The following is a 22,709-nucleotide window of genomic DNA, read 5'->3' as shown; positions in this document are numbered from 1 at the left end:
GAGATACTTACCTCCTACTATTTTGCTTATTCTTATTGAACTTTATACTACCTTAATATTTTCTATACCAAATTGATTTTTTAAAAATGTAAGAAGTTCTTTTTCTCCATTTATCCAAAGTTCTTTATTCATTACAAAGGCCTTGTTGATACTTTTCACATATAAATATATTGGAACATTTCCTTTATAACTTGGACATATTATCTTTAACTGTCTTAAACTTGGTTGAAGTTCTTCTTCTGTATCTATCCTAATATATACTTTTTCAATGCTGCTGACTAAAAGCTCACTTATGTCCTCACATAATATTTTAGGTGCTTCATCTTCTCTAATGGACACCCTGCCACTGGCCAGTATTATGGCATCTTCATTTATAAGCTGTCGAACTTTATTAAAGACTTTAGGGAATACCACAAGTTCAATGATTCCATATAAATCTTCTAACTCGACAAAAGCCATCATATCGTTATTTTTGGTAAGCTTTTTATTTACAGAAGTTATTATCCCACCTATTTTAACCTTTTGCCCATCCTTTACCTTCTTGTCCTGCACTAGTACTCCCTCACTACTTTCTTCTAAAGTTCCTGAGGAAATTATTTCTCCAATATTAATACTAGTTTTATTCTTTAAAACTTCCTTATGCTCTTCTAAAGGATGTCCCGAAAGATATAAACCTGTCATTTCCTTTTCCATAAACAGTAAATGCTTTTTATCAAATTCTCTTATTTCAGGATATTTTATATCTATTGGATCTATTTGCTCATCTCCAAAATCTGAAAATAGGTTTATTTGACCTTGTATGTTCTTTTTCTTATCACCATTTATTCCATCCATTACCTTTTCATGTACTGCTAAAAGCCTTGAACGATATACACCAAAGGAGTCTAAAGCGCCTGCCTTTATTAAACTTTCCACCGCTCTTTTATTTATTACACCCAGATCCACTTTATTGCAAAAATCCAGTAAATCTTTAAATTTGCCCTTTTCATTTCTAACCTTTGCTATATTTTCGATAACATTGACACCTACATTTTTTATAGCTGCCATTCCAAACCTAATTTGTTCTCCCTGAACAGTAAACTTTGTGTAACTTTCATTTATATCTGGAGGAAGTATTTCTATGCCTCTTTCATTTGCAAATCTTATATAAAAAGCAACCTTTTCACTGCTTCCCATTACACTGTTTAGCATTGCTGCAATAAATTCAGTTGTATAATATCTCATCAAATATGCTGTTTGATATGCAACTACGGCATATGCTGCTGCATGGGATTTGTTAAAAGCATAGCTTGCGAAGTCCATCATTTGATCAAATATTTTATTTGCAGCTGCCTTACTGATACCATTTTTTAAACATCCTGGCACCTCTACATTGCCCTCTTCATCTACAATTCCATATATAAAGTTTTTACGCTCTTCCTCCATAACTTTGTGTTTTTTCTTGGACATGGCACGTCTAACTAAATCTGCACGTCCCAAGGAGTACCCAGCTAAGTCCCTAACTATTTGCATTACTTCTTCTTGATAAATCATTACCCCATAGGTGACTTTTAGTATATGCTCAAGATGAGGTGTTTCATATTCTATGCTTTCAGGATGCCTTTTATTTTCAACATATTTTGGTATTTCTGCCATAGGACCTGGCCTATAAAGACTTATTCCAGCTATTATATCCTCAAAAGAATCCGGCTTTAAATCCTTCATAAAGGATGTCATTCCTGCAGATTCTAACTGGAAGGCTCCTACAGTTTTTCCTTCACCAAGCATCCTATATACATTTTTATCATCAAAATCTATATTGTCTAAATCTATTTCTATTCCTTTATTTTCTTTTATCATGTTAACTGCGTCTGTCATAACAGTTAAAGTTCTAAGACCCAAGAAATCCATCTTCAAAAGTCCAAGCTCTTCTAAAGTTCCCATGGTAAATTGAGTTACAATATTTCCTTCATTTCTTTGAAGTGGCACATAGGTTACTAAAGGGTTTGAAGCTATTACAACTCCTGCTGCATGAGTAGAAGTATGCCTTGGCAGCCCCTCTAAAGCTCTTGCTACATCTATGAGATCCTTAGTTCTTGGCTCTTCCTCATAAGCTGTACTAAGTTCTGGATTTAACTCTAATGCCTTATCTATAGTTATATTAAGCATGGTTGGAATCATCTTAGCTATTCTGTCCACTTCAGAGTAAGGATAGCTCATTGCTCTACCTACATCCCTAATACATGCCCTTGCTGCCATGGTTCCAAAGGTTACAATTTGAGATACATTTTCTTTGCCATACTTTTCAACTACATAATCTATTACTTCTTGTCTTCTTTCATAGCAAAAGTCAGAGTCTATATCCGGCATACTTATTCTTTCCGGGTTCAAAAACCTTTCAAATAGCAAATTATACTTAATAGGATCAATCTTAGTTATCCCCAATGTGTATGCAACTAAGGATCCCGCTGCACTACCCCTTCCAGGCCCTGTTGGAATGCCGCTTTCCACAGCAAATCTTATAAAGTCCCAAACTATGAGAAAGTAATCCACATATCCCATTTGATTTATAACTCCAAGCTCATATTCAAGTCTTTCAGTAAGCTCTTCAGTTATTACTTCATATCTTTCCTCTAAGCCTTTTAAGCATACATCTTTTAAATACTCATAATGGTCTGTTCCTTCAGGAAGTGGAAAATTTGGAAGCTTGGATTTATGAAATTCATAATCAAAATTACATTGCTCTGCAATTTTAACCGTATTTTCCAGTGCCTCAGGTACGTGAGAAAACATTTCATACATTTCCTCAGGAGATTTCAAATAAAACTCATCTGAAGGATATCTCATTCTCTCCTCTTCATCTACAGTTTTTGCTGTTTGTATGCAAAGAAGTATATCATGGGATCTATAGTCTTCTTTTTTTATATAATGCACATCATTAGTTGCAACAAGTGGTATACTAAGCTTTTTTGACATTTCAATTAACTCTTTATTTACCCTAAGCTGTTCTTTCATACCGTGGTATTGAAGTTCTAAATAAAATCCATCTTTAAAAATTTCCTTATATAACAATGCTGTTTTTTCTGCCTTTTGTATATTATCCTGCAATATGTAGGCTTGTATTTCTCCTCCTAAGCAGGCACTTAATGCAATAAGACCTTCGCTATGTTCTCTTAAAACTTCATGATCCACTCTTGGTTTGTAATAAAATCCCTCTATAGATGCCTTAGACACTATCTTCATCAAGTTTTCATAGCCCTTTTCATTTTTCACTAAAAGAACCAAATGATATATGTCATTTTCTTTGTCATTTACCTTTATATGCATAGACTTTGGTACTACATATATCTCACAGCCTATTATAGGCTTTATGCCTTGTTCTTTAGCTTCTTGATAAAATTCTACGCATCCATACATCACTCCATGATCCGTTATAGCAATGCTGTCCATACCTAATTCCTTAGTCCTTTTTATAAGCTCAGGGATTTTTGCAGAAGAATCTAAAAGGGAATACCCCGTATGTTGATGTAAGCTTACCCACCGAGGCCGATTTACTGCTTGTTCCATAATATCTCTCCCTTCTTTAGTATATTTTGTTTAATTTAAAGTTTAGCTTCTATGTTAAATCTCAAGTCGCCACCGACTAGCACTGGGTTACTGTTCACCGGGTACTAGCTTCTTATCATCTTTGCTGACATCATACATTTTGCTACTAAATCACCTTTATCGTTATACATCTCCACTTCTACTTTATAAAAACTTCTTCCAACCATTTTACAGGAATTTCTTCCATAATCCATTATTTCAGCATATATAGCTACCTTCTCATCCATTTGAAGTGGCTTTACAAAGTAAGTAGATACATTATCAACAATTAAATTAATGACGTCTCTTTCCTTAATTGCAAGCATTCCCACAGTAGTTAATAACATGTTTAATGACCCCCAGGATGCAGTACCTATAGGATCAAGCATTTCAGGTACAACCTTGCCTGAGAAATAAACTTTGTCCTCTCGCTTTTCACATTTAAACTTTCTAAGTATTATTGACTCTAAGTTTTCTTCCATTTGCAGCTGATTGCTCACACGTTTGAGGGCTCTTATTATATTTTCCCTTTTTACTACACCAACTAGTTTTTTGTTATAATTTACTGGACAAAACTCCATTGCTTGACTTTCCATTAAATGCGCTGCATATGCTGCCGTATCACCAATTTCTAAGAATAAAAAATTCTTATCCATTATTCTTTCTATCTTTTCATCATCTCCTATTTTAGATGAAAGGTTTCTAAGTCCCACAACCCCTACCAGCTTCATATCATCATTTACTACAGGAAACAAAGCTTCTGAAGCCTCTAATGTAAGCTCTTTAAGTCTCGTTATTTTATCTTCAGCCTTTAAAAAAGGATACTGTATATCCATAATATCCTTTACCAATACAATATCTTTCTTAACCATAGTTTCAGACATGGCCTTATTTATCATAGTAGCTATAGTAAACGTATCGTAAGGGGTTAATATTACCGGAAGCTTAAGTTCATTTGCAAGATCTTTTATGTCTTCACTACATTTAAATCCACCAGTTATTATAACTCCGCAACCTTTTTCTAAAGCCAATCTATGAACTATTTCTCTATTTCCTGCAATTACAATACATCCTTCATATATATATTCGCTTATTGCTTCAGGAGTCATTGCCCCTATTACAAATTGATTTAGAGTTTTATGAATTCCATCTTTACCTGCAACTAAATTCCCATTAATTATATTTACAACTTCTCCAAAAGTCAGCATATGTTCACTTTTTCTTTCAAGCTTTTCTATTCTAACGGTACCTATTCTTGGAATAGTTGTTACAAGTCCTAATGCCTCACATTCCTTAATTCCCTTATAGGCAGTTCCCTCACTTATATTTAAGTTAGATGCCATAGTTCTTACAGAAATCTTAGTTCCCACTTGAAGGGAAGTAATATAATTTATAACTTTATTATGCTTAGACATATTACTTCCCTTCCTTTCTCAATTCTTCTGCAATTTTTTCAATTCTTCTAAGTCTGTGATTTACACCAGACTTTCCCACAGGAGGATTTAGCATTTCTCCTAACTCTTTCAAGGATTCATCTGGATATTTCAGCCTTATCTCTGCAATTTCACGTAGGTTTTTTGCAAGCCTTTGAAGACCTACTTCTCTCTGTATAAGCTTTATACTTTCTATTTGCCTTACTGCTGCATTTACAGTTTTACTTAAATTTGCAGTTTCGCAGTTAACTAATCTATTTACGTTATTTCTCATTTCCTTCATAATACGTACATTTTCTAATTCTAAAAGTGATGTATGGGCTCCAATTACATTAAGAAGATCTATTATTTGTTCTCCTTCTTTTATATAAATTATATAGCTGCTTTTTCTTTGTATAACTTTAGAATTTAGTCCGTAAACATTTATTGTATCGCTTAATTTTTTTGCATAGTCTTCATTATGCGTAACAAATTCTAAATGATAGGTTTTTTCAGGGTTACTTATACTTCCTCCCCCTAAAAAGGCTCCTCTTATATAAGCTCTTTTAGTAGAGTCGTCTGGTATCATTTCATCAGAAATACCATAGTTTAAAGAAAGCATTCCTTCTTCCTCTATTAATACTTCTGTTTTAGTCAAAATTCCTTTAACATCTGAATCTTCTGTTATGACTACAATATATAAGTTATTTTTTTTAAAAGAATTACTTCTTTTCATCATTATTTTTGCATGAATATTAAAGTACTCTTTAAGTAATTTAAAAACAACTCTTGCAATAGCAGGATTTTCTGTGGTAATTTTAAAGCTTATCTTTCGATTACTTCCAAAAGTTAATGTTCCACTTGCTCTCATTATTGCCGATAGCTCTGCTAAAGCTTCTTCTTTTGACAATTTTGTATATCTACATACCTCGTTTTTTACTTTAGCTGAAAATGACATATTTTTTACTCCCTATTCTTTTTTTCTTTTAATCTTTCAGATAAATAGAAGTATTCTATAATCTTCTTTTTATCGTACAGCAATGTTTTTTCCATTATAGTTTCTATAATCATAGATGCTAGCTTTTCAGAGTTATGTCTTATAAAACCATTTTTAATACTTATTAAATCTCCATCGATTCTTTTAATATTCATAGAATTTATCACATCTATATCCACATTAACCATATGGGACTCTTCTTCCTTATATTTTCCTTGAAGTCCTTCTTCTACTCCTCCATTATTTACTATTACATAGTCAATAACTTCATCCCCTGCATGTCTAAAAATAGATTTAATATGGTCGCTTACAGCATAATTATCAGTTTCTCCAGGCTGAGTCATTATATTTGACACATATATTTTAATAGCAGTAGTTCTTTTAAGGGCGGAACTTATATCTTTAATAAGTAAATTAGGGATAACACTTGTGTATAGACTTCCAGGTCCTAGTATGATAGCATCGGCTTCTCTTATGGCATTTACAGCTTCCTTAAGTGCCCTAGCATCTTTGGGTTCTATAAAAACCCTTTGAATTGGGCTTTTTTGTCTTAATGCTTCCTCAGGAATCATAGATTCTCCCTCCACTATGTTTCCATTCTGAAGTTCAGCCTTCAATACCACATTTTCTAAAGTAACAGGGATAACTTTCCCTGTTACTGCAAGAACGGAACTCATCTTTTGAACTGCTTCCTCAAAGGTAGTTGATATGCCGTCCATAGCAGCTAAAAACAAATTCCCAAAACTTTGATTTTTAAGTCTTCCATCTTTAAATCTATATTGAAGTAATTCCTCCATTAAAGGTTCTGTATCAGATAGTGCTAAGATACAGTTCCTTATATCTCCTGGAGGCAGTATTCCAAGATCCTCTCTTAAGTCCCCAGAACCTCCTCCATCATCTGCAACAGTAACTATTGCAGTTATATTAGAGGTATAATATTTTAGTCCTCTAAGCATTGTAGAAAGTCCTGTCCCCCCTCCTATTGCAACTATTTTGGGACCCTTTACTAATAATCTTTTTTCATATATTAGTGTTTCTAACTTTTTTGAATCTAAAGACACATTTAAATAACCTTTATTTATAAGTGCAATAATCGAACGCATTCCTTGAGTTACAGACATATATAGTACAAATAGACCCAGTGTAATTAAAAACACATAAAAAGCCATATAATAAAAGCTATATAATCTATGCCTTACAAACTCCAAAAGCGCAAATGCAATAAAAAGTATTCCCATGGCCCCAAGTAATATCCATCTTTTTACCTTGATTCCTGGCCTAAGCCAATCTAGTATTTTCATACCTTTTTACCACCCTTATTGATATCTTCATTTATATCTCTGTGGTCTAAACTAGCCTTGTGTCCATCTTCCTTTAGCTTTTTATATATAGCATTTGCAATGGCAACTGATCGATGTCTGCCACCAGTACAACCTATTGATACAATAAGCTGTCTTTTTCCTTCTCTCTGGTAATTTGGTATTAAAAAGTTTAACATATCCTGCAACTTCTCGATAAAATTCTTAGTTTCATTATATCCCATAACGTACTCTACCACAGGAGTATCATTTCCTGAAAACTCCTTAAGCTCTGGAATATAAAATGGATTAGGTAAAAATCTAACATCAAATACTAAGTCAGAATCTACTGGAATTCCATATTTAAAGCCAAAAGAAAGCACTGTAATCATAAGTTGAGTTTCCAGCTGTCCCTCTTCTCCATAAACTCTTGTTATTTCTTCCCTTAGTACCATATTTGTAAAATTAGAGGTATCTATTATATTATCTGCGTTATCCTTTACCTCCCTAAGTCTCTTTCTTTCCTCAATTATTCCATTTAAGATTCTTCCTTCTGGTGCTAAGGGATGCTTTCTTCTACACTCTTTAAATCTTTTTACTAACACCTCATCTGAAGCATCTAAAAATAAAATTTCATACTTATAATTTTGGCTTTTTAAATAACTTAGACTGTGAAATAAATCATGGAAGAACTCTCCACCTCTTATATCAATTACTAATGCAATTTTATCTATCTTCCCTCTCGCCTCATAGCAGACTTCTGCAAACTTAGGTATGAGGGTAGGTGGCAAGTTATCTATACAAAAGTACCCTAGGTCCTCTAAATTTCTAATAGCTTGAGTTTTTCCTGCCCCGGACATTCCTGTTACAATTACAAATCTCATTTCTAACCCTCCTTGCATCATTTATAGAAATCCTTCATTACATTTCGCAATTTATTAAAATATTTTATTATTTATTATAACATATTTCAATTACCAATTATGAATTTTAAGCTTTGAATTTAACATGGAAATTTTATCTGAGATAGTTATTATTAATTGGTATCAATATGTATTAATTTCTGTTAAAAATAAAAGTTAAGGATATATACATATGTACTTTATCCTTAACCTTTAAATGTAATATTATTTCTCTTCGCCTACTATCATAACTTCTGTATGAAGATCAACGTTGAAGTTTTCTTTTACTGTTTCTTGAACCTTTTTGATCAAGTCTAAAATATCCTGAGCATTTGCATTTCCCTTATTTATAATAAATCCTGAATGCTTTGATGAAACTTCTGCATCCCCTATGTTTATGCCCTTTAGCCCGCTGTCTTCTATTAGCTTTGCTGCAAAGTAACCCTCAGGCCTCTTAAAAGTACTTCCCGCAGAAGGATATTCTAGTGGCTGCTTTTCTGTTCTTCTTCTAGTCAAGTCATCTATTCTTTCATGTATCTTTTCACACTCACCATTTTGAAGCTCAAAGGTTGCTTCAAGTACTGTATATCCATATTTAATAATGGCACTCATTCTATATCCAAGTTGTAATTCTTCCTTAGATAACTTCTTTATTTCTCCATCCTTATCTATGACAAGTGCTTCTTTAATTATTTGAGATATTTCCCCATTATATGCTCCTGCATTCATAGTAAGCGCTCCACCTATACTTCCAGGTATTCCAATTGCAAATTCAAATCCTGTAAGGCATTCATCTGCAGCTGCCTTCGAAGTCTTTGAAAGTGATGCCCCAGCCCCTGCTGTTACTTTATTATCACTTATACTTATGTTATCAAGTCTTGTAAGTTTGATAACAATTCCCCTTATTCCCCCATCTCTTACAAGAAGATTTGATCCGTTTCCTATAATGAAATATGGTATATGATTTTCATTACAATGTTTTATTAAGTATTGTATATGTGAATAGTCCTTCGGAGTTACTAATATATCCGCTGGGCCTCCAACTTTAAAAGATGTATGTGCTTTCATTGGTTCATCTATTTTTACATTTTCTTCACCTAAAATATCGTACAATTTTATAGCAAATTCTTTATAACAGCTCATAGTATATTCTCCTTAACATCAAAATTAATACATAAATAAGTATAAAGGATAAGTAACACTTAATCAATATTTATAAAGTCAATTAATAACGAATAAAGTGGAAATATATACCTAATATAGAAAACAACCCATCTGCATTTTATCCAATTTTATTGAAAAATAATCAGTAATTCCCACCTATTAATTATAACTATTAATTATACTATGCATTATCTTTAAAAAATTCCACTATATTTTGTGCAGATTTTTTATCTATAGATGGAGTTTCTAAAATTTCCTCATAACTTGCTTTTTTTATGCTTTCTATGCTGCCAAATTTCTTTAGCAGTTCTTTTCTTCTTCTTTCTCCAACTCCTGGTATATCATCTAATATAGAATGAAAAGTTGTTTTATTTCTCAATGATCTATGATAAGTTATTGCAAATCTATGAACTTCATCTTGAATTCTGGTAATGAGTCTCATTATGTTAGAATGTTTTTTAATAGGAAGTTCCTGATTATTATATATAAGCCCTCTTGTGCTGTGTTTGTCATCTTTCACCATACCACATACAGGAATATCTATTTTAAATCCTCTTAATACTTCCAAAGCTATATTCACTTGACCTTTTCCACCATCCATGAGTATTAAATCAGGAAAAACACAAAACTTTCCCGAGCTTACCTGAAGATTTTTTTCACTTATCGCTCTAATTTCATCTAGCCCATGCTGAAATCTCCTTGTAAGAATTTCTCTCATACTCTCATAATCATTTGCCCCAACTACACTATTTATCTTAAATCTCCTATAATCACTATTTTTGGATTTACCATTTTCAAAAACCACCATACTTCCAACTGAGTCCATGCCTTGTATATTGGAAATATCATAAGCTTCTATCCTCTTTGGAATGTCTTCTAAGTTTAGTATTTCACTAAGTTCTCTTAAGGCTACTTCATAAAGTTCTTTATCTTGAAGTATTTTAATTTTAAACTGCTCTAAGGTTATCTTTGCATTCCTTCTAACCATATCTAAAGTATCTTTTTTATCTCCCCTTTGAGGAACTTTAATCCAAACTTTAGAACCACGCTTCATAGTAAGCCACTGCTCTAACAGTTCTTGTTCATCAATATCTTCTACATATATAGACTTAGGAATAAATGCTGCTGCTCCATAAAAACTTTTTATAAAGTCCGATATTATTTCTTTATCTTCCATATCCGCTGAATTTTCTATAATAAAGTGTTCTCTTCCAACTATTTTTCCTTCTCTTAAGAAAAACACCTGAACGCACACATCTTTTTCATCTTTGTAAAGACTTATAAAATCCTCATTTTCAAAGTTAGAAGTTATGATTTTTTGCTTTTCTGTTATTTTTTTTATGGCATTTATCTTATCTCTAAGAGCTGCTGCCTTTTCAAACTGAAGACTTTCTGCTGCCTTTTCCATTTCATCTTCTAAATCTCTTAAAATATCTGCAGACTTCCCAGAAAGAAGACTTATAATATCACTTATTATACTTTTATACCCTTCCTTACTTATAAACTTTGCACAAGGTCCTTTGCAGAGACCTATATGATAATTTAAGCAAGGCCTTGCACTTTCTTTATCTTCTTCTTTTATAACCCTTTTACAAGTCCTTATAGGAAATATTTTTTTTATAAGTTCCAATGTTTCATAAACTGCTGATACATCAGTATAAGGGCCAAAATATTTTGCTCCATCCTTTATGAAATTTCTTGTTACAAATACCCTTGGAAAGTCTTCTGTAGTTGTTACCTTTATAAATGGGTAGCTTTTATCATCTTTAAGTAATATATTGTATCGAGGTCTGTGCTTTTTTATTAAGTTACACTCTAATATAAGTGCTTCCATTTCTGAATCGGTAACTATATACTCAAATTCTGCTATATTTTTAACCATAGCCTTTACTTTTTCTGAGTGATTACGAGAACTTTGAAAATACTGCCTTACTCGATTTTTAAGCACCTTAGCTTTTCCTACATAAATAACTTCGCCTAAAGCATTTTTCATTATGTAAACTCCAGGTTTATCTGGTAATACTTTTAAATGATATTCAAAATCAAACATCTTATCACCTCTTCTCATTTTGTAACCAGTGCCCAGTAAATAACCTTGATTTATAAAACTGGATACTAGCCTACTAGTTACTGAAATATACTCGGGAAACTATATATAACATATAAAAGCCCCGCTACAATTATTAGAGTTTCTATAAAATTTCCTATAAAGGAATTAGTCTTAAATGTAATTGGAAGTTTAATATTTTTTTCCTTGAAAGGATATAAAAGAGGTACTCCTCTATTTGTTGCCATGTCACAGAGTAGGTGAAGACCATAACCTAGCATAAAGTAATAAATTAAATTTCTTATTTCATATGCATTCCCTATATATGCTATTTGAAATGCAAATAATATCATTCCCATAAGACTATGGGTAAGACCTTTTCTATGAGATGAGACAGCTATTAAAATCAAAAATATTCCTATAGTCTTTATATAAGGTTCTTTATCATATAAAAAACTATACCATAAAAATATAATACCACTACAAGCATATAATACAACCTTAGTCATCTTATTTTTAAAAGGCAGTATATATTGATTAATTATGCTTTTAGGGTGATCTATATCTGGAAGCAGTGATGCAAATGTTACTACAGCTAATCCAGTCAAACTCACCTTATCAGGCAATTTATTATAAAGCAGCAAATAAGTAACTATACCTACACCTGCATGTGTCTTTCCTTTCATAAATTATCCTCTCTATTTTTTTACGACTTTGAACTATTTATTTTTTTGCTTATTTTAACCCTATTATACATAAACCCATTAATAATTAATAGCGAACATAGAAGATTTATGTTGAATAGTTGCTATTCACAGTTAATAACTAATAAGCATTCCCTATGTTTTAAAATGCTGTATTGACATTTTATTATATTGGTGCTAAACTACCAATCATACAACAAAACTGCGACGAGAAGAAGTAGAAATCATACGTTTTCAACAGAAAGCTACCGGGTGATGAGAGGTGCAGAAAACAGATTTTGAATACATCTCTGAGTGGCACACTGAAAAGATTTTATATCTTAGTAGGCTGTTGCCGGGTGCGACCGTTATATCGCTAAGGTATAAGCACTTTTGTGCCGTACCTGATGAGGTTTATACAGTGATGTGTAAACAAAATTGAGGTGGTAACACGTGAGTAATTCTCCCGTCCTCTGCATAATGCAGAGAACGGGAGTTTTTTATTTTATATAAATTTATTGGAGAGGATGAACACAATGAAAAGTGCACAAGAACAATTTAAAATTATTATGAAAGGGGTAAATCAAGTTGTTAGCGAAGAGAATTTGATGCAAAAGTTAGAAAAAAGCATTGCATCAAATACCCCCCTTATAGTTAAGCTTGGTCTAGATCCTTCTGCTCCAGATATCCATTTAGGCCATGCTGTTGTACTTCGCAAAATTAAGCAAATGCAGGACTTAGGCCATCGGGCAGTAATTATAATTGGAGATTTTACAGGCAGAATTGGCGATCCATCAGGCAAAAGCAAGACACGTAAACCGTTGACTACTGAGCAAGTACTAGAAAATGCAAAGACTTATAAGAATCAGATTTTTAAAATCCTGGATAAAGAAAAAACTGACCTTAGATTCAACAGCGAGTGGTTATCAAAGCTAAACTTCGAAGACATACTAAAGCTTGCAGGTAAAGTTACTGTTGCCAGAATACTTGAAAGAGATGACTTTGAAAAAAGATATAAAAATAATGAGCCTATTGGGCTTCACGAATTTTTCTATCCATTAATGCAAGCATATGACTCTGTAGAAATAAAAGCAGATATTGAAATGGGCGGCACAGATCAAACTTTTAACATCCTTATGGGTCGAACCCTGCAAAAAGATTATGGTCAGGATAGTCAAATTGCATTATTTATGCCTTTGCTTGAAGGTACAGATGGAATTGAAAAAATGAGCAAAAGTCTTGGCAACTACATTGGTATACATGAAAATGCGGTTGATATTTACCAAAAGACCATGACTATTCCAGATAGCCTTATTATTAAATACTTTGAACTTGCAACAGATATTCATCCAGATGAAATTGAGTTAATTAAGGTAGAGCTTAACAATCCAAATACTAATCCTCGTGATGTTAAAATGAAGCTTGCAAAAGAAATAACAACCTTATATTGTGGATCAAATGAAGCAGAAATTGCTGAAGACCACTTTAAAACTGTTTTTCAAAAAAATCTAATCCCAGATGATATAGCTGAATTCAATTTATCCTCTGATTTTGTCACAAGCGATGGACAAATTGATCTTGTAAAAATCATGGTTATAAATGAGCTTGCTAAAAGTAACAGCGAAGCCAGACGACTTATTGGTCAAAATGCTATGAAAATAGATGGAGAAAGGTTTAATGAATTTACAATGTTAAATCCACATAAGAGCTTCACCATTCAAATTGGAAAATCTAAGTTTATTAAAATAAAAATATAGGGAAATTGCAAAGCAATTCCCCTATATCTTATTCTCAATGGCATTTACAACTTGACTATCTATAATATCTGCCATATTTAAAAGTATATCCTCTATTCCCTTTGGTTCAAAGTTACCAAATTGGCCGTGATGGGAAAGTATTGAGTAACATATATCATCTAACTCTTCCTCTGAAAGAAGATTGCCTACTTCTACATTTATTTCTCTTACGTATCCTGCCCCAAGTACTAAGTGGTCTAACTTTATGTCTTTTCTTCTTATTATTCCCTTATAATCATATTCCTTAATTTTCATTATATCGTGAATAATCGCCTTAAGCATGAGTCTGTCTTTATTAATTACCTTAGCTGCACTCATATAGAATGGATTTGTTATATAATCCTTCACTACATTCTCTACAGCTTTCATAACTCCCACTGTATGAAGGAACAATCCTCCTCTTTTGTTGCCATGAAACTTTTCGGCTGCCACACAATTTATAAAAGCATCCCATCTCTCATCATTATAACCCATAGCTCCAGTTGCTGCGGTGGCTATCTTTTGATATTTTTCTTCCATATCTAACACCATATAATTAAAATAATCTATTAACTCTTCTGGTATATCATATTGCGGTACAAAATCCTCATAATTCACTCCTTCCATAGAAATGGAATTTATCATTGGATTTCTTACTTGAACATTTCCATTAAATCTAGCTACGATACCTGTTACATTTATTAACGTATTTACCTCTACTATGGTATTTAATTTATCATAGTTGGTCCATACAGGGAAGGCTATACTTCCTGTGTTATCTTGCATTATAAGTAATAAGTAGGGGGTTCCATCTTTTTTATAACCAGTTCTTTTATCACTAACTAAGGCATTAAAGTCCACCTGTTCCCCATTTTTAAGCTCTCCTATTTCCTTTATCTTCACCAAAATTCCCCTTTCCGTAATACTTATTTTGATAAAGCTTCCTTTATAACTCCTGAAGCTATGCTTGCCGCTAAAACTCCTCCTTGACCACCATCTTCAACAATAACTGCCAAGGCTATTTCAGGATTCTCATATGGTGCAAATCCTATAAACCATGAATGAGGCTTTGCTCCACTTCCTTCTTCCTTATGGTCTGCAGTACCGGTTTTACCTGCTACCTTTATTCCATATACAGATGCATTTCCCCCTGTACCCTGAGCCACAACTTCTCTCATATAATTCTTTATTATCTGTGCATTTTCCTTTGTTGTAACATCATCTATCTTCTGCGGTTTCACTTCACTTACTAAGCTATTTTTACTATCCATAACTCCTTTTACTATATGAGGCTTCATCATAGTTCCATCATTTGCTATGGTGCTTGCTACTAACGCCATCTCCATAGGAGTTGAAAGTACTGTCGACTGTCCTATAGCACTTTGAGCTATATTACCTTTTTCATAACTTTTAAAGGATGGAAATTTACTATTTTCAATTACAACTCCATCTGCCGGTATATCTTTGTTGAAGTAAAATTTTTCTGCGGTATCTTTGAGCTTACCATTTCCAAGGTCAATACCTAGACTTCCAAAATAAACATTACTTGAATGTATAAAGGCTTCTTTAAGACCTATATTGCCCAAAACTTCTCCGTTATAGTTTTTTAGAGATTCCTTTTCATTAAATACTAGTATCCCTTTATCTTGAATTCTTTTACTCGTAATATCATCGATATTTTCCAACGCGCTTATTGCAGTTATTACCTTAAAAGTAGACCCTGGTGGATACATACCTGAAGTCGCCCTATTGAGCAGCGGCCTATCCTTATTAGCATTAATATTCTTCCAATTTTCCTCAAGATTATTAGGATTAAAAGATGGCTTTGATATTAAAGCCAATATTTCTCCTGTTTTAGGGTTCAGCGCTACCACTGCCCCCTTGTTATTTCCTAAAAGTTCATAAGCCTTTTTTTGTATATTAAAATCTAAGGTAGTTTTTAAATTACTCCCATACTTTTCTTTTGTCTGTCCTGGTAATTTTAATATATTCAATAAAGTGTCTCTTATGCTGCTCGTAGATAATTCCTTATCATATCTTCTTTCAAGTCCAGTAATTCCATATCGAACATCTACGTATCCTAAAGCATGAGCAAATGCTTCTCCACCTTCATAGTTTCTTTTTTGAGTTTCAGTATCTACTCTAGTACTTTTAGAAAGCACCTTCATATTTCTATCAAATATACTTCCTCTTAAAACTTCATCTCTCTTAGCCCACATACGTGCATTATACTGGCTATTTACAATTTTCGGTGCGACCATTACTTGAAAATATGTTATGTATGATATTAACCCCACAAAACATATTAAAAATACTATCAGTACTTTTTTTATATTATTCGATATATCCTTCATAATCTTATCTTCCTTCTTCAGAAACCTTTTGTATTATACCTAGTGCGAAAAACGTACTAAGCATGGAGCTTCCGCCATAACTTACCATAGGCAATGTTATACCAGTTAGCGGTATCAGGTTTATTACCCCTCCAATTATAACAAATACCTGGCAAGCTATCATAGCACTGTATCCAACTGTAATAAGTCTTGAAAAATCATCTCCTGCGTATATAGCTGCTCTCATACACCTGTAAAAAAGTAAAAAGTATATAAGTATAATGGCAAATCCCATTAGTATTCCAAGTTCCTCACATATTACAGAAAAAATAAAATCCGTTGTCCTTACTGGTATATACTTAGGATACCCAAGTCCTAATCCTGATCCTGTAAGTCCACCTGATGCTATAGCTAAGAGAGACTGTACAACTTGATAGCTTTTATCTGTAGCATATGGCCAAGGATTTTTCCAAATTAAAACCCTAAGCTTTACATGGTCAAATAATCCATAACTTATAACTGCTCCTAGTGCAAATAGTACTAGACAAACTAATACGTATTTAAAATTAGATGTAGCTATATATAGCATAGTAATAGATATTCCAAAAAACATTAACGCACTTCCAAGATCCCTTTGTAAAACCATAAATCCTAAACTTAACATAACAACTATTCCAGGTTCTATTAAGTTTTTAAAGTCTTTATAATCCTTCAAAGCCGCTGATAAATATGCAACTAAAAAAAGTTTTCCAAATTCCGATGGCTGGAAGGCAAATCCCGCAATACTTACCCAGTTTTTTGCCCCATAAGTCTCTTTTCCCATGAGTGTCCCCATGGCCATAAGTATTACAGTTATACCCAAGTATACATACTTAAATTTTACGAATCTTTTTAAGTCTGGCAGGATTACAACTATTAATATAAAACCTGTAACCCCTATAGCAAACCATACTATTTGCTTTATAGCAGTTGCGGTATCTATTCTGTATAGCATTATAATCCCTATAACCGCTAAAATACTAGAGAATATAAATATAAATTTATCTCCTTCTGAAAAAAATCTCCTTATTATAAAATAAGAATATCCTATAAGAAGACACGTTGCCAGCGCCATAAGCATAGCACCCTTATCAAAAGGCTCCTTTATTATTGTTAAATTAAAAAACCCTACTATACAAAGTAAATATGTATATTTTAAGAGCTTTTTTTCATCTTTTCTGGTATCCAAAAGACCACCATCCCAAAATTAAATTAAGAACTTAAGTACTGTATTTCCTATTTTTATAATGTCTCCTGTTTCCAAGTACTTCTTTCCTTCTATTTCACCATCATTTACCAAAGTACCGTTAGTGCTTCCTAGATCTTCAATGATATAATCTCCAGACTTCGCATAAATCCTTGCATGTTTTGCAGAAACATAGGGATCGTCTAACATAAATGTATTATCTTCTTTTCTTCCTATGGTTATTTGACCTTTGAGGGGGATTACCCCTCCTCTTTTTAAATTATAGCTATTCCCAGGTTCTATGATTTCTAATCCCGCAGCCTTCTTTTGAGATTTTTTTCTTGTTCCACCCTTTATATCTTTATTCATTATTCTAAGGGCTGTAAAAATTATCATATAGACTATAGCTATTATAATTAAAGTAAATATTGGGCTTAACTTAGCCAACAACATAAATCACCTTCTTTTTATCATTTCAACATCTTTTTAAGATAAAATCCTGTATAGGATCCCTCAGCTTCACTTATATCTTCTGGAGTTCCTGTTGCAATTATAGTTCCTCCCTTTGCTCCACCCTCTGGCCCTAAATCTATTACGTGGTCTGCACATTTTATTACATCTAAATTATGCTCTATAACAACTACTGTATTCCCTGTATCCACAAGTCTTTGAAGTATAGTTATAAGCCTGCTTACATCATCTATATGCAATCCTGTAGTTGGTTCATCTAATATATACAGCGTCTTTCCTGTACCTCTTTTTGAAAGCTCATAGGCAAGTTTAATTCTTTGTGCCTCTCCACCAGATAGCTGTGTCGAAGGCTGACCAAGTCTTACGTATCCAAGTCCTACATCCATAAGTGTTTGAAGCTTATTTTTCACTCTTGGGATATTCTCAAAGAACCCTAATGCTTCTTCTACAGTCATACTAAGTAAATCATCTATGTTTTTACCCTTATATTTTACCTCTAAGGTTTCTCTATTGTATCTTTTGCCCTTGCAAACTTCACAAGGAACATATACATCAGATAAGAACTGCATCTCTATCTTTATTATACCATCGCCCCTGCAAGCCTCACACCTTCCACCTTTTACATTGAAGCTAAACCTGCCCGGCTTATATCCTCTTAATTTAGATTCTGAAGTACTTGAATATATTTCTCTTATTATATCAAACATCCCAGTATAGGTAGCTGGGTTTGACCTTGGAGTTCTTCCAATAGCACTTTGGTCAATATTAATTATTTTATCAATATTTTCCACACCCTCTATATCCTTATGTTTCCCAGGCATATCTTTAGAATTATTCAGTTTTTTGTTTAGCCCTTTATATAGTATTTCATTTACTAGTGTACTTTTACCTGAGCCTGAAACTCCAGTAACGCAAGTCAAAACTCCCAGTGGAAATTTCACATTTACATTTTTTAAGTTATTTTCGTTAGCACCCTTTATGGTTATATAATTACCTGAAGTCTTTTTCCTTTCACTTGGTAATTCTATTTTCTTTTTACCGCTTAAATATTGACCAGTGATTGATTTTTCATTTTTTATTATATCATCAATAGGGCCTTCTGCAACTATTTCTCCACCATGTTCTCCTGCTCCAGGGCCAATGTCAACTATATAATCTGCAGCTTTCATGGTATCTTCATCATGTTCTACCACAATTAAAGTATTTCCTATGTCCCTCAAATGCTGTAACGTGGATATTAATTTGTCATTATCCCTTTGGTGAAGTCCAATACTTGGTTCATCTAATATGTATAAAACCCCAACCAGACTTGAACCTATTTGAGTTGCAAGCCTTATTCTTTGTGCTTCTCCACCAGACAAAGTTCCTGCAGTTCTAGCCAAATCTAAATAATCAAGACCTACATCTATAAGAAAGTTTAATCTACTTCTTATTTCCTTTAATATTTGGTTACTTATTATTTTTTCTTTTTCTGTAAACTCTATTGAATTTATAAACTCCAATTCTTCTTTTATAGCCATAGTTGTAAATTCATATATATTTTTCCCTCCAACTGTTACCGCCAGAGGTTCTGGGCTTAATCTTGCACCTTTACATTTTGGACAAGGATTATTACTCATATAGTTCTCTATATCATTTTTCATAGCTTCTGAATTAGTTTCAAAATATCTTCTTTTTAAATTATTAATAACTCCCGGAAAGGCATGATAAAAGTCTGAAGTCTTACCATCCTTAGTGTATCTAACTCTTATCTTTTCTCCATTTAATCCATATAGAAGCATATCTACTATTTCAGGAGAAAGCTCTTCTATTGGAGTATCTAATTTAAAGTGATATTCCTTCGATAAAGATTGTAATATACCGTAAGTCCAAGACTCTTCCTTTAATACACTGTTAGCCCAAGGCAAAACAGCACCTTCCATGATACTTTTGCTCTTATCAGGAATTACTAAATTTTCATCAATTTCTAACAGCGTTCCAAGTCCATCACATTTATTACACTTTCCAAATGGCGCATTGAAGGAAAATGTTCTAGGCGATATTTCTCCAACGCTTATACCACAATCAGGGCAAGCAAAATTTTCACTAAATAAAATATCTTCCCCATCAATTATATTTATGATAATAAGACCTTCTCCAAGTTTTAAGGCTGTTTCAATAGAATCTGATAACCTGCTTCTTACATCATTTTTTACCATGAGCCTATCTACTACTACCTCTATGGTATGCTTTTTGTTCTTTTCAAGCTTTATCTCTTCATCCTCTAAATCCACAGTATTTCCATCTATTCTAGCTCTTACATATCCATTCTTTTTTATATTCTCAATTAACTTGACATGTTCACCTTTTTTCCCTCTTATAATAGGACCTAAAACTTGTATTTTAGTTCTTTCAGGTAATTCTAATATTTTATCCACCATTTGATCTATTGTTTGCTTTTTTATTTCCTTACCGCAACTTGGGCAATGAGGAATTCCAATCCTTGCATATAAAAGCCTTAAATAATCATATATTTCTGTTACAGTTCCTACGGTAGATCTTGGATTTCTGCTAGTAGTTTTTTGATCTATTGAAATTGCTGGGGAAAGTCCCTCTATGTATTCAACATCTGGTTTATCCATTTGTCCCAAAAACTGTCTTGCATAGGATGATAAAGATTCTACATATCTTCTTTGTCCTTCTGCATATAATGTATCAAAGGCAAGAGATGATTTCCCTGAGCCTGAAAGTCCAGTAAAAACTACGAACTTATCTCTTGGAATTTCAAGGCTTACATTTTTTAAATTATGAACCTTAGCATTCTTTATAATTATTTTATCAATCATAAATTTATTTCCATCCTCCTTAGTGTACTACTCTTTGACTATTTTCTTTTTCAATTTATAAATCATATCTCTAAGCCTTCCAGCCTTTTCAAATTCAAGTTTCTTTGAAGCTTCTTTCATTTCATCTTCATACTTCTTTATAAGTGATTCAACGCTATCATTACTTGCCTTAACTGCCTCTTCTAAACTATCATAAGTAGCACTATCTTCTACAACCTGAGTTGCCTCAATTACTTCTCTTATATCCTTTATTATAGTTCTTGGAACTATTCCATGCTTTTCGTTATACTCTATTTGTATTTTTCTTCTTCTATTTGTTTCCTTAATTGCTCTATCCATGGATTTGGTTACTGTATCTGCATACATTATAACCCTACTTTCTGAATTTCTTGCAGCTCTACCTATTATCTGAATCAAGGATCTATCTGATCTCAAAAATCCCTCTTTATCTGCATCAAGTATTGCAACTAGAGCTACCTCTGGAATATCAAGTCCCTCTCTTAGAAGGTTTATACCTACAAGTACATCATACTGGCCCTTTCTTAAATCACGAATAAGTTCCATTCTTTCAATTGTCTTTATATCTGAATGAAGATAATTTGTCTTTATATTCATTTCTTTAAAATACGCTGTTAAATCCTCTGCCATTTTTTTAGTTAGAGTAGTAACCAAAACTCTAAAACCATTATCAATAGTTTCTTTTATCCTTGAATACAAATCATCTATTTGACCCTTTACTGGTTTTATAATTATTTCAGGATCTAGAAGTCCTGTAGGCCTTATAATTTGTTCAGCTACATTTGTTGAATGTTCGAGTTCATAACTCGATGGTGTAGCACTTACAAAAACTACTTGATTTAACTTCTGTTCAAATTCCTCGAATCTTAATGGCCTATTATCATAAGCCGAAGGAAGCCTAAATCCGTAGTTTACTAAGGACTCCTTCCTAGATCTATCTCCCGCATACATAGCTCTAACTTGAGGTAAAGTCACATGACTTTCATCTATAAATAACAAGAAATCATCTGGAAAATAATCTATTAAGGTTTGAGGGCAAGTTCCAGCTGCTCTTCCATCAAGTATTCTTGAATAGTTTTCTATACCGCTGCAATATCCTACTTCTCTCATCATTTCTATGTCAAAATTAGTTCTTTGTTTAAGTCTTTGAGCTTCTAACACCTTATCCTCTGATAAAAGCTCCTTTACTCTTGCTTCAAGTTCTGCTTCAATTCTTCCTATGGCCCCTTCTAGTCTTTCCCTAGATGTAGCAAAGTGAGAAGCTGGAGTGATAGCTACATGTTTTCTTGTTCCAATTATCTCTCCTGTTAACGCATCAAATTCTCTTATTTTTTCAATTTCATCCCCAAAAAAATCTACTCTTATCCCCACGTTTGTGGATGAAGCAGGGAATATATCAAGAACATCTCCCTTAACCCTAAAGGTACCACGTGTAAACTCTATATTGTTTCTCTCATATTGAATCTCAATAAGCTTTTTTAAAACCTCATCTCTGTCCTTTTCCATACCTTCTCTTAAGGAGATTGTAAGATTCTTATACTCCTCAGGATTACCAAGTCCATATATACAAGATACAGAAGCTACAATTATAACATCCCTTCCCTCTAAGAGAGCAGAGGTTGCAGAGTGCCTTAATTTATCTATTTCATCATTTATAGAAGCATCCTTTTCTATGTAAGTGTCTGTTTGTGCAACATAAGCTTCTGGCTGATAATAATCATAATACGATACAAAATACTCCACAGAATTTTCAGGAAAGAACTCTCTAAATTCAGAGCAAAGCTGTGCTGCTAGAGTCTTATTGTGGGCAAGTATTAATGTAGGCTTTTGGACCCTTTCTATTATATTTGCCATTGTGAAAGTCTTTCCTGAACCTGTAACTCCAAGTAATGTTTGAAACTTTTCTCCATTTTCAATTCTTTCTGCTAAATTATTTATTGCTTGAGGTTGATCTCCTGTAGGTTTAAATTTTGAATGTATTTTAAACTTTCTCAT

Annotated in this window: 15 protein-coding genes and 1 other annotated feature; of the genes, 1 reads left to right on the top strand and 14 read right to left on the bottom strand. The window is 33.0% G+C overall.

The genetic code is table 11. The annotated features are described in order from the left end of the window. Positions 1-42: 42 nt before the first annotated feature. The 8 genes from JOC70_RS05935 to JOC70_RS05900 form a co-directional block, all read right to left on the bottom strand. Positions 43-3,546, bottom strand: coding sequence for a DNA polymerase III subunit alpha (locus JOC70_RS05935; RefSeq protein WP_204597971.1), 3,504 nt, complete (start codon positions 3,544-3,546; stop codon positions 43-45). Positions 3,547-3,650: 104 nt separating this feature from the next. Next, positions 3,651-4,979 carry a DRTGG domain-containing protein gene (locus JOC70_RS05930; protein ID WP_204597970.1) on the bottom strand — a complete coding sequence of 443 codons (1,329 nt, stop codon included), beginning with the start codon at positions 4,977-4,979 and terminating at the stop codon, positions 3,651-3,653. Position 4,980: 1 nt separating this feature from the next. Further along, complete coding sequence (gene whiA / locus JOC70_RS05925; protein ID WP_204597969.1) at positions 4,981-5,934, bottom strand: DNA-binding protein WhiA; 954 nt, start codon at positions 5,932-5,934, stop codon at positions 4,981-4,983. A 5-nt stretch (positions 5,935-5,939) separates the two neighbouring features. Continuing rightward, a complete protein-coding gene (locus tag JOC70_RS05920; RefSeq protein WP_204597968.1) occupies positions 5,940-7,274 on the bottom strand; it encodes a gluconeogenesis factor YvcK family protein in 1,335 nt (444 codons plus the stop codon). Next, on the bottom strand, positions 7,271-8,155 hold the full coding sequence (gene rapZ, locus JOC70_RS05915) for an RNase adapter RapZ (RefSeq protein ID WP_204597967.1): 885 nt from the start codon (positions 8,153-8,155) through the stop codon (positions 7,271-7,273). Before rapZ ends, JOC70_RS05920 begins: the two co-directional genes overlap by 4 nt. Positions 8,156-8,398: 243 nt before the next feature. Beyond that, positions 8,399-9,316, bottom strand: a complete 918-nt coding sequence (murB, locus tag JOC70_RS05910) for a UDP-N-acetylmuramate dehydrogenase (protein WP_204597966.1) — start codon at positions 9,314-9,316, stop codon at positions 8,399-8,401. Between the two features lie 202 nt (positions 9,317-9,518). Beyond that, on the bottom strand, positions 9,519-11,387 hold the full coding sequence (gene uvrC / locus JOC70_RS05905) for an excinuclease ABC subunit UvrC (protein ID WP_204597965.1): 1,869 nt from the start codon (positions 11,385-11,387) through the stop codon (positions 9,519-9,521). Between the two features lie 77 nt (positions 11,388-11,464). Next, positions 11,465-12,070 (bottom strand): metal-dependent hydrolase, encoded by a 606-nt coding sequence (locus JOC70_RS05900; RefSeq protein ID WP_204597964.1) that lies wholly within the window; start codon positions 12,068-12,070, stop codon positions 11,465-11,467. 213 nt (positions 12,071-12,283) lie between these two features. Next, positions 12,284-12,544: a binding site (T-box leader), on the top strand. A gap of 59 nt (positions 12,545-12,603) precedes the next feature. On the opposite strand from JOC70_RS05900, the gene tyrS reads away from it, so the two are divergent. Then, positions 12,604-13,824, top strand: coding sequence for a tyrosine--tRNA ligase (tyrS, locus tag JOC70_RS05895; protein ID WP_204597963.1), 1,221 nt, complete (start codon positions 12,604-12,606; stop codon positions 13,822-13,824). Positions 13,825-13,845: 21 nt separating this feature from the next. Here the strand turns inward: tyrS and JOC70_RS05890 are convergent, their stop codons facing one another. The 6 genes from JOC70_RS05890 to uvrB are packed head-to-tail and all read right to left on the bottom strand — an operon-like array spanning position 13,846 to position 22,709. Next, positions 13,846-14,745 (bottom strand): HD domain-containing protein, encoded by a 900-nt coding sequence (locus JOC70_RS05890; RefSeq protein WP_204597962.1) that lies wholly within the window; start codon positions 14,743-14,745, stop codon positions 13,846-13,848. Between the two features lie 23 nt (positions 14,746-14,768). After that, entirely contained in the window at positions 14,769-16,196 is a 1,428-nt protein-coding gene (locus JOC70_RS05885; protein WP_204597961.1) for a peptidoglycan D,D-transpeptidase FtsI family protein, read from the bottom strand. 4 nt (positions 16,197-16,200) lie between these two features. Next, on the bottom strand, positions 16,201-17,403 hold the full coding sequence (locus JOC70_RS05880; RefSeq protein ID WP_204597960.1) for an FtsW/RodA/SpoVE family cell cycle protein: 1,203 nt from the start codon (positions 17,401-17,403) through the stop codon (positions 16,201-16,203). Between the two features lie 18 nt (positions 17,404-17,421). Continuing rightward, positions 17,422-17,853 carry an FHA domain-containing protein gene (locus JOC70_RS05875; RefSeq protein WP_204597959.1) on the bottom strand — a complete coding sequence of 144 codons (432 nt, stop codon included), beginning with the start codon at positions 17,851-17,853 and terminating at the stop codon, positions 17,422-17,424. Positions 17,854-17,870: 17 nt separating this feature from the next. Beyond that, positions 17,871-20,696, bottom strand: a complete 2,826-nt coding sequence (gene uvrA / locus JOC70_RS05870) for an excinuclease ABC subunit UvrA (RefSeq protein WP_204597958.1) — start codon at positions 20,694-20,696, stop codon at positions 17,871-17,873. A 27-nt stretch (positions 20,697-20,723) separates the two neighbouring features. Then, positions 20,724-22,709, bottom strand: a complete 1,986-nt coding sequence (gene uvrB, locus JOC70_RS05865; protein WP_204597957.1) for an excinuclease ABC subunit UvrB — start codon at positions 22,707-22,709, stop codon at positions 20,724-20,726.

This window comes from Clostridium pascui (assembly GCF_016908015.1).
In the GTDB taxonomy this organism is placed as follows: Bacteria; Bacillota; Clostridia; order Clostridiales; family Clostridiaceae; genus Clostridium_AK; species Clostridium_AK pascui.
This window is presented reverse-complemented; position numbering and strand designations above follow the sequence as displayed.

Excerpts from the sequence above, each read along its gene's own strand:
- uvrC (WP_204597965.1), bottom strand. The coding sequence starts at position 11,387 with ATGTTTGATTTTGAATATCATTTAAAAGTATTACCAGATAAACCTGGA.
- whiA (WP_204597969.1), bottom strand. The coding sequence starts at position 5,934 with ATGTCATTTTCAGCTAAAGTAAAAAACGAGGTATGTAGATATACAAAA.
- JOC70_RS05930 (WP_204597970.1), bottom strand. The coding sequence starts at position 4,979 with ATGTCTAAGCATAATAAAGTTATAAATTATATTACTTCCCTTCAAGTG.
- JOC70_RS05920 (WP_204597968.1), bottom strand. The coding sequence starts at position 7,274 with ATGAAAATACTAGATTGGCTTAGGCCAGGAATCAAGGTAAAAAGATGG.
- murB (WP_204597966.1), bottom strand. The coding sequence starts at position 9,316 with ATGAGCTGTTATAAAGAATTTGCTATAAAATTGTACGATATTTTAGGT.
- uvrA (WP_204597958.1), bottom strand. The coding sequence starts at position 20,696 with ATGATTGATAAAATAATTATAAAGAATGCTAAGGTTCATAATTTAAAA.
- uvrB (WP_204597957.1), bottom strand. The coding sequence starts at position 22,709 with ATGAGAAAGTTTAAAATACATTCAAAATTTAAACCTACAGGAGATCAA.
- tyrS (WP_204597963.1), top strand. The coding sequence starts at position 12,604 with ATGAAAAGTGCACAAGAACAATTTAAAATTATTATGAAAGGGGTAAAT.
- JOC70_RS05875 (WP_204597959.1), bottom strand. The coding sequence starts at position 17,853 with ATGTTGTTGGCTAAGTTAAGCCCAATATTTACTTTAATTATAATAGCT.
- JOC70_RS05935 (WP_204597971.1), bottom strand. The coding sequence starts at position 3,546 with ATGGAACAAGCAGTAAATCGGCCTCGGTGGGTAAGCTTACATCAACAT.
- JOC70_RS05885 (WP_204597961.1), bottom strand. The coding sequence starts at position 16,196 with ATGAAGGATATATCGAATAATATAAAAAAAGTACTGATAGTATTTTTA.
- rapZ (WP_204597967.1), bottom strand. The coding sequence starts at position 8,155 with ATGAGATTTGTAATTGTAACAGGAATGTCCGGGGCAGGAAAAACTCAA.
- JOC70_RS05900 (WP_204597964.1), bottom strand. The coding sequence starts at position 12,070 with ATGAAAGGAAAGACACATGCAGGTGTAGGTATAGTTACTTATTTGCTG.